Raw genomic sequence first — 8,613 nt, 5'->3', positions numbered from 1 at the left:
TGATTCGCCGCCAACCGCTGGGCAGCGGCCGCCTTGAGCGCCACAAGTTCGCCGTCATCATGGGCTGAGCCCAGATGCTCAATCGAGCGCGCTCCTCGCCGGTTGGACCACACGATCTGCACCGCGGTCGCCCCCGAGGCGGTCTTCACGGTGCGCACGTAGGCCACCCCGGCAGCCTACGGCCCCGATTTAGTGCACAAACTTACGCAGAACCGACCACGAAACCACAGGTCAAACCCCTACGCGCATCACCAACCCAAAATCGTGAGCCAAGTCAGGCCCAGGCGTGCTCGCCGAAAGTCCTCACCTGTGAGCAGCGCTCAGTGTAGTTGGTGGGTTCCCGGTGGCGGCTCTGCGGAGGGTTTCGGCGGCGCCTTGGTGGTCGCGTAGCCGGTAGGGCTCACCGCCGTGGGCGATGCCAGTCGCGGTTATCAGGTCGGGCCGGCGCGCCAGATTCACTCTTGCTTAGGGACTATGTCTCGGGGGTACTGGGATGATCGGCCGCGACATTCCAGGCAAAGTTGTACGAATATTGGGCAAACAATGAGGTGCATGAATTCGGTGGCGTCCGCGCGGAGACGCTCGTTGCGCGACATCGCATCGATCCAACTAGCACCTCCTGTTGAAATCAGTCACGCTCAACTCCAATCAAGTTGAATCGATCCCCTGTTATCTCGCGAATTTCCTCGAGGTAGTTAGAGTTCATCACGCAGATGTCGGAACCTGTTGCAAGCGTGGCCATTCCGTCTTCCGGAGACATGACGCGCAGGCCGGTGGCCGGAACATACTTGCCACACTTGGCCGGGTTAATATCGATAAGGACATCCACCGGTTTGCCGCAGCGTTCCCGCAAGAGCGAGTAGATGACACCTTTCGACGCTGCACCCCATACAGCACTCGTCGCTCCCGCCCGGTCGGAAGAAATGTCGGACACCCTCGCAAGAAAATCTTTCGGGAAGTCGATACAGTCCGCATGGCTGAATACGGGTGGCCGCAAGGTGTCTAGGTCCGCGACGACATAGAGGTACTGCCCACCAAACAGATACCCGGAATCGACGACGTGGCCAAACATCTTCGAAAAGTCGGCGAGCCTGAAGTAGTTGACGTGCTCGTAGAAGATGTCGAACCAGGCTCTCGCGCGCAGGATCCACTCGAAGCACGGGACCTCGATATAGATCAGTCCACCGCCGTTGGCGGCGCGCAAGCTATCGAGGAAACCGACAGGGTTTTCTACGTGTTCCAGTACATGACGCAGCACGAGCCCCCTGGCCGACACCGTCACGCCATCGCCGAAGAAGCGACGCTGGACGGCGGGATTCTCACCCTCGTAGGTTGGATCGAAGCCCGCGATGGAGCAGCCGCGCGACTGGAGCAGCTCAAGGAAATACGCTTTACCGCAACCGACTTCGACCAACCCGTCAGTGCCGAAGTTGCGCACAATGATGTTTGCGACGTGTTCCAGATGACTTTTGAACAAAGGGCTATGCGCCTGCTCGTTCTGGTATGCAGCGTCATAGTTCATCAGCTCCGGCCGGAAGGCCGCGTTATAAACGAGGCCGCTGGTATGGTCTTGCACCAACCGAATATCGCCGCGGGGACATGCGCGCGCCTCTTCCTGGGAGTCATACATCCGGTTCTGGAAAATCGGAAACGCCGACTGCTCGTAAAGCGTTGTTGCTCCACTCATATCGCGTCCTCCCGCACGCCGACGACCCGCGGAGGGTCAAAGACGTTTTCTGGTCTTGCCCCGAATCGCAGCAGTGCACGCCGACCGTACTCGTCTGCAATGCGTTCAGCGAGCTGTCGAACGGTCACCGCTTCACCTGAGCAGATGTTCACCGCGCCTTGCTGCTGCCCCAGTGCGACATCGACGATCATCCGAGCGGCGTCTTTCACATCGAGAAAATCACGTACCTGATCACCGCGACTGAGCAGGACTTCTTGCCCAGCCTCCAATTGCCTGCGAATGTATGGCACTAGACGCCGCTCACTTTCGCCTTCCCCATACAAATAGAAGACTCGGCACCACGCAAAGCTCAGAGCTTGCGCATCCAGAAGAAATCGAAGCACCTGAAAGGCCGATGCTTTGCACGCGGCGTACAAACTATTCGGAGCCAACGGTGTATTGGTGGTCATCTGGCCGGCGGAAGAGTCGTACTCGAAACACGTTCCCAATCCGACGAATCGCTTGCCCCCGATTGACGCGAATGCGTCCGCCAGGTTGAGTGTGCCGGTAAGACACGCCAGGTTCCATGGAGACGTCAGGTATTCGCCTGGCTCCGTATACCAGGCCGCATGCACAAGGGTTTCGGATCCCTCGAGCAACTCTTTTAACCGCTCGCCGACCTCTGCGAACAAGTCAGGAGTCCGCACAATCTGTAATGCGTCACGTTCCCAACCATCAGGTAGGCGAGACGGATCGCGAACGATCACCCGCACAGAACAGCCTCTTTCGAGAAGGTTGCGCAGAATCTGCCTTCCGACAAATCCGGTCGCTCCCGTCAAGGTAACGGTCATAAGAATTTCAACTCCAGCAGGTCGAACCCAGCTTGCTCGCGTCGGCGACGGTTCTAAGACTTCATAGGTAGCTCAATCTAGGAGTTGTCGTCACAAGACGCACCGCCTCGAGGACGAGATCAGCCAATTGGGCCTGCACCTCATCGACGATGTTCCACGGCAAGTCATCACGTCGTCTGGCTGGTTTTCCCACAATGCCGGAGGCGAACGGATTGAGATATGGCTTCCTGGCAAAAACTTTTCATGCCCGGACGCTGCGCTGAACAGTTCGTCAGGGCGAGCGTAATCCTCAATCTGCACCAAGTAGCACCGCTGACAGACCTTCACCCCTAGCGGGTAGTGTAGTTCCGGCTCACACAGGTCCTCGCCACGCGGGTAGGTGTTGGATGGGTGCGTAAAGCACAGGTCAAATAAGCTGCGCGTGAATGCGGCCTCGCGGTGTCGGCAGGTCATAATGTGATTCCGGTGAAATCTGCTCCCAAGGGCGGCTGCGCCATATCACGGGGCGAAAGGCCCTGCGGTGGTAATGGCCAGGCGATGGCGAGCGCTGGGTCGTCGTATCGAACGCCGCCCTCGAAGGCGGGTTGGTAGAAGGCCGTGGTCAGATACAGCAATTCGCTGTCGGGCTCCAACGCCTGAAAGCCGTGCGCAAAACCTTCTGGGATAACAACCATCCGTGCATCGTTCTGAACCAATTCCTCTGCGTGCCAGTGCAGGAACGTTGGCGAGCCCGCTCGCAGATCCACTGCGACATCCCAGACCCGGCCGCGCAAGCAGCGGACCATTTTCAATTCCGCATGCGGCGGGTGTTGAAAGTGCAGGCCACGCACTACGCCGGCGCGACTGGTTCTCGACTGGTTGATCTGCTTGATCTGACGCTGGCCGAGCAGGCCCTGAAGTTCCTGAGCGCAGAAGAGGCGGATGAACGTGCCGCGCGCATCGCTGATAGGTAGTGACTGCACAACCATGAGATCGGCGATTGCGGTGTCGAGGATATTCATGCCTTCACCCCACCCAATCCGAGGTTGACTGCACCGCGGGACACGTTGACATTGACGCCCTCGACGAAGGCGCTCATCACCAGCATTTCCAAGGAGCCCTTCCGGTATCCCACAGGTCTTCAAGCCGATTCTTGTCCCGAAGCGTATCCATGGGTTGCCAGAAGCCGGAATGGACGAAAGCCATCAGTTGGCCGTCCGAAGCCAGCTTAGCCAAGGGGTCGCTTTCAAACGGGGTTTGATCGCCTTCAATGTAATCGAGTACTGCGGGTGACAGGACGAAAAATCCGCCGTTGATGAGGCCGCCGTCGCCCGGCGGTTTCTCGACGAAGCGCGTCACTCGGTCACCTTCGCGCTCAATGGCCCCATAGCGTCCTGGCGGAAATACCGTCGTGACTGTCGCGAGACGCCCATGGCGACGGTGGAAATCAATGCTGGCGCCGATATTGACGTCGCTGAGACCATCACCGTAAGTGAAGCAAAAAGCCTCATCATTATGGATGTAGGTCGCCACGCGCTTAAGGCGGCCGCCTGTCATGGTGTCGTCGCCCGTATCCACCAACGTGACACGCCAGGGTTCTGCGTGGTGCTCATGGACCTGCATGCTGTTGGTGGACATATCAAAAGTCACGTCCGACATGTGTAAGAAATAGTTGGCGAAGTATTCCTTTATGACGTAACCCTTATAACCACAGCAGACGATGAATTCATGAATTCCGTGGTGGGAGTAGAGCTTCATGATATGCCACAGGAGCGGCCGACCGCCGATCTCCACCATCGGTTTGGGGCGGATGACGGTTTCTTCTCTGAGGCGCGTACCGAGGCCTCCAGCCAGTAATACGGCTTTCATTGGAATTGATCGATCGCGGGTAATGGCAATGTATTACCTCTCCAAGAGACGCCAGACCATCAGATACAATTCTCGGCACTCACAAAGAAACCCAACTGCCTGCACTTGGAACCGACCGCTCCAGGCTCTTATGGATGGTGAATGCGTCTTTTCGTATCGCGTTCAGACGGATTGTCGCGGTCTTCGGTCCTGACACGGTTCTAAATCGTATCCGTCAATAGCTGTCATCGGCAACCGAAAATTGACTAGTTATCGGCAAGGTGGCTTGCAGTCAACGTCACAACAGTTGATAGTCGGGCGAGGTTGGCGGTGCTCTGAAAAGTTCGGCCGGTTTGCGGTCTTGGAGGAGGAGGCCGGGTCGGTTGTGAATCGCGTATTCGACCGCGCGTAGGTGGTCGGGTGAGCAGGTGCTCAGGCCGGCGCCCTCGGGGGAAGTATTTGCGTAGTAGCCCATTGGCCTTTCCGTTACTGTCGCGGTGCCACGTTGACGTCGCAGGTGCCGAGCGATTTTTGCGGGCTCCACCGTTGCGCTAGCAGGTCCGCGAGCAGCTTGCATAAGCCGTGGTTCTTGTCGACTCGCCGTTGGTGACGGCGGGCTCCACTTTGGAGCGCCGAGCGGTGGGCTCCGTCACGGCGGATACTCGCCATCGTGGCGACTGTTGCGGCGCAATTCTCTGGATATCCTCGACGAGGCCCTGGCGAAAAGGCAATCGCCGCATGCTCATGCCAGCGCGGCGCAGATCGGCAATGGCGAGCCACTCGTTCTCCGACAGGTAGCGATCACGAATTTGGCGCACGGCCAAACGATCCAATGCTGGCAGGAAGTCGGCAGCTTCGCCACGCCGGTAGGTCTAACATCGCCGCCCAATTATTTGCTGAGGTCCGCGCAACCCCAACTTCACGGTCGGCTGCCGCGCTGACCGGCCCCGAGTCCACAACTCCACAAGCCGCTGACCTTTGGCCGACTGTGGACGCCGTTCGGGACCCTTCTTCCACGACGGGACGTTGACAACAACCTCGCGAACCTAGGGGGGAGCTTCGACTCCGACTAGAAACCACCGTGCCGTGCTGTGGTCAGCATCCAGTTGCCGCCGCCATTAGCTTGTGGTGGTAAGCAAATTAACTCGCTGGCGCAACCCACGTATCGGCGGCGGCTGCGTTCTTCAGTCGCTATGTAATGGAGCCCAGACCTAAAGACCTCTGCAATCGTTCCGCTGTTCTGCTAAGCGGCCACCCGAGCACTCGTCGAGCGAGAGGCGGCGGGGCGGGTTCAGTAGCCACGACACATCCCGGGACCGTGCCGTAATCGGGAACCGACGGTGTGGCAGGCGTGCACCAACCCCAGCCTAAACGATCACCATTAAGCTGCATGTTCATAATGACCTCTCCGGAGAATGAGCATTCGACGCCCGTGACTTTCGCTGACCTGCAGATTCACCCCGCGGTCCTGCAGGCCGTCGGCGACGTCGGGTACGAAACGCCGACGGCCATCCAGGCCGAGACGATTCCGGCCCTGATGGCCGGTTCCGACGTGGTGGGGCTGGCGCAGACGGGCACCGGCAAGACCGCCGCTTTCGCCATCCCGATCCTGTCCAAGATCGATATCGCCAGCAAGACGACACAGGCGCTGGTGCTGGCGCCCACCCGCGAGCTCGCCCTGCAGGTGGCCGAGGCATTCAGCCGCTACGGCGCTCGTCTGCCGCAACTCAACGTGTTGCCCATCTACGGCGGCTCGTCGTACAGCGTCCAACTCGCCGGGCTGAAGCGCGGCGCACACGTCGTCGTCGGAACCCCAGGCCGGGTCATCGACCATCTGGAACGCGGGACGCTGGACCTGTCGCGGGTGGACTACCTGGTGCTCGACGAAGCCGACGAAATGCTCACCATGGGCTTCGCGGAAGAAGTCGACCGCATCCTGGCCGACACTCCGGAATACAAGCAGGTCGCCCTGTTCTCGGCCACCATGCCGCCGGCCATCCGCAAGCTCACCACCAAGTACCTGCACGATCCGCTGGAAGTCACGTCCAAAGCGAAAACCGCCACCGCCGAGAACATTTCGCAGCGCTACATCCAGGTCGCGGGCCCGCGGAAGATGGACGCGCTGACCCGAGTCCTCGAAGTGGAGCCGTTCGAGGCGATGATCGTCTTCGTCCGTACCAAGCAGGCGACCGAAGAAGTCGCCGAAAAGCTGCGTGCCCGAGGGTTTTCCGCAGCCGCGATCAACGGAGACATCCCACAGGGGCAGCGTGAGCGCACCGTCGCCGCGCTGCGGGACGGCGGCGCGAAGGGCATCGACATCCTCGTCGCCACCGACGTCGCGGCAAGGGGGCTCGACGTCGAGCGCATTTCGCACGTCGTCAACTACGACATCCCGCACGACACCGAGTCCTATGTGCATCGCATCGGGCGCACCGGCCGGGCGGGCCGTTCGGGCAACGCGCTGCTCTTCGTCTCGCCTCGCGAGCGCCACCTGCTCAAGGCGATCGAAAAAGCCACGCGCCAAACGCTTACCGAAACCGAGCTGCCCACCGTCGAGGACGTCAACGCCCAACGGGTAGCCAAGTTCGCAGATTCGATTACCGCCGCTCTCGGCGCTCCGGGGATCGAGTTGTTTCGCCGACTGGTCGAAGATTACGAACGCGAACACAACGTCCCGATGGCTGACATCGCGGCAGCCCTGGCCTTGCAGTCGCGCGACAGCGAGGTATTCCTGCTACCTCCCGACCCGCCCGAAAGGCCCCGGGAGAAGCGGGATAAGCGCTCGGAGCGCCCCGAGAAACCGAGGCGCAATATCGACTTCGCGACTTACCGCGTCTCGGTCGGGAAGCGGCACAAGATCGGGCCCGGCGCGATCGTCGGGGCCATCGCCAACGAGGGCGGCCTGCACCGCAGCGATTTCGGCCACATCAGCATCGGGCTGGACACCTCATTGGTGGAGCTGCCGGCGAAGCTGCCCAAGGCCGTGCTGAAGAAGCTTGAGAACACTCGGATCTCGGGCGTGCTGATCGATCTGCGGCCAGAACGGCCTGACCGGGCAGACCGGCCCTCTCGGCAGGGCCGCTCGAACCGACCGGGCAAGCCGCCCCGCAGGAAACACACCGAATGACCCTGTCCGAGGAACAAGACGCTCAGGGGGGACTCGAGCAGGTCGCACACGTAGACCGGGTCGCGTCGCTCACCGGGATTCGCGCGCTGGCGGCCCTGCTGGTGGTCGGCACACACGCCGCGTACACCACCGGCAAGTACACGCACGGCTACTGGGGCCTGGTGGGTGCTCGGCTGGAGATCGGCGTCCCGATCTTCTTCGTGCTGTCGGGTTTCCTGCTGTTCCGCCCATGGGTGCACGCGGCTGCAAAAGGCGGCCCGCCACCATCGGTGAGTCGCTACGCGCGACACCGGGTTCGGCGCATCATGCCCGCCTACGTCATCACCGTGTTGTTTGCCTACGCGCTCTACCACTTCCGCGAGGCTGGGCCGAACCCTGGGCACAGCTGGTTGGGGTTGATCCGCAACCTGACCCTGACGCACATCTACACCGACGGCTATCTGGGGAAGTACCTGCACCAGGGACTGACGCAGATGTGGAGTCTGGCCGTCGAGGCCGCGTTCTATGTGACGTTGCCGTTCCTGGCGTACTTCCTGTTCGTGGTCGTCTCGCGGCGACGATGGCAGCCCAAGGTGGTGCTGGCCGCACTGATCGCGCTGACGCTGATCAGCCCAGGTTGGTTGGTGCTGGTGCACACCGATCACCTGTTCCCGGACGGCGCCCGCCTGTGGCTACCGACGTATCTGGCGTGGTTTCTCGGCGGCATGCTGCTGGCCGTGCTGCAGGCGATGGGCGTGCGCTGTTACGCCTTCGCGGCGATACCACTGGCCGTCGTCGCCTATTTCATCGTTTCCACGCCCATCGCGGGCGCACCCACAACGTCGCCGGCCTCGCTCAGCGAGGCGCTGGTCAAGACCTGCTTCTATGCCGTGATCGCCACGCTGGCGGTCGCGCCGTTGGCGTTGGGTGACCAGGGTTGGTACTGGAAGCTGCTAGCGAGTCGTCCCATGGTGTGGCTCGGTGAGATTTCCTACGAGATCTTCCTGATCCACCTGATCACCATGGAGTTCGCCATGGTCTACATCGTGCGTGCCCACGTGTACACCGGTTCGATGCTGTACCTCTTCGTTGCCACCGTGGTGGTGACCGTCCCGCTGGCGTGGGTGCTGCACCGCTTCACCCGCGTCAAGGCCGGCTAGATC

At 60.8% G+C, this 8,613-nt stretch carries 7 protein-coding genes and 1 pseudogene; 2 read left to right on the top strand and 6 right to left on the bottom strand.

Features of this window, described 5'->3' with window-relative positions:
* The 6 genes and pseudogenes from BST27_RS35110 to rfbF form a co-directional block, all read right to left on the bottom strand.
* Positions 1–167: pseudogene (locus BST27_RS35110) on the bottom strand (IS1634 family transposase); the annotation flags it as partial.
* Between the two features lie 461 nt (positions 168–628).
* A complete protein-coding gene (locus BST27_RS24855) occupies positions 629–1,687 on the bottom strand; it encodes a class I SAM-dependent methyltransferase (RefSeq protein ID WP_069421586.1) in 1,059 nt (352 codons plus the stop codon).
* Positions 1,684–2,517 (bottom strand): NAD-dependent epimerase/dehydratase family protein, encoded by an 834-nt coding sequence (locus BST27_RS24850; protein ID WP_069421585.1) that lies wholly within the window; start codon positions 2,515–2,517, stop codon positions 1,684–1,686. The genes BST27_RS24855 and BST27_RS24850 overlap by 4 nt, the downstream gene beginning before the upstream one ends.
* A 90-nt stretch (positions 2,518–2,607) precedes the next feature.
* Positions 2,608–2,970: a class I SAM-dependent methyltransferase gene (locus BST27_RS33255; RefSeq protein ID WP_079220046.1), complete on the bottom strand. Its 363-nt coding sequence runs from the start codon at positions 2,968–2,970 to the stop codon at positions 2,608–2,610.
* On the bottom strand, positions 2,967–3,518 hold the full coding sequence (locus tag BST27_RS24840; RefSeq protein ID WP_069421584.1) for a dTDP-4-dehydrorhamnose 3,5-epimerase family protein: 552 nt from the start codon (positions 3,516–3,518) through the stop codon (positions 2,967–2,969). Before BST27_RS24840 ends, BST27_RS33255 begins: the two co-directional genes overlap by 4 nt.
* A gap of 76 nt (positions 3,519–3,594) precedes the next feature.
* Complete coding sequence (gene rfbF, locus BST27_RS24835) at positions 3,595–4,365, bottom strand: glucose-1-phosphate cytidylyltransferase (RefSeq protein ID WP_069421583.1); 771 nt, start codon at positions 4,363–4,365, stop codon at positions 3,595–3,597.
* Positions 4,366–5,743: 1,378 nt separating this feature from the next.
* Between rfbF and BST27_RS24825 the strand changes: the two genes are divergently transcribed.
* Both BST27_RS24825 and BST27_RS24820 read left to right on the top strand, forming a co-directional pair.
* The gene (locus BST27_RS24825) at positions 5,744–7,471 is read left to right on the top strand and encodes a DEAD/DEAH box helicase (RefSeq protein ID WP_069421593.1); all 1,728 of its coding nucleotides are present in this window, start codon (positions 5,744–5,746) and stop codon (positions 7,469–7,471) included.
* Positions 7,468–8,610 (top strand): acyltransferase family protein, encoded by a 1,143-nt coding sequence (locus BST27_RS24820; protein ID WP_069421582.1) that lies wholly within the window; start codon positions 7,468–7,470, stop codon positions 8,608–8,610. The genes BST27_RS24825 and BST27_RS24820 overlap by 4 nt, the downstream gene beginning before the upstream one ends.
* Positions 8,611–8,613 lie beyond the last annotated feature (3 nt).

It is taken from the genome of Mycobacterium intermedium (assembly GCF_002086275.1).
Lineage (GTDB): Bacteria > Actinomycetota > Actinomycetes > Mycobacteriales > Mycobacteriaceae > Mycobacterium > Mycobacterium intermedium.
Note: the sequence above shows the minus strand (reverse complement) of the source record. Positions and strands in the feature narration are given on the sequence as shown.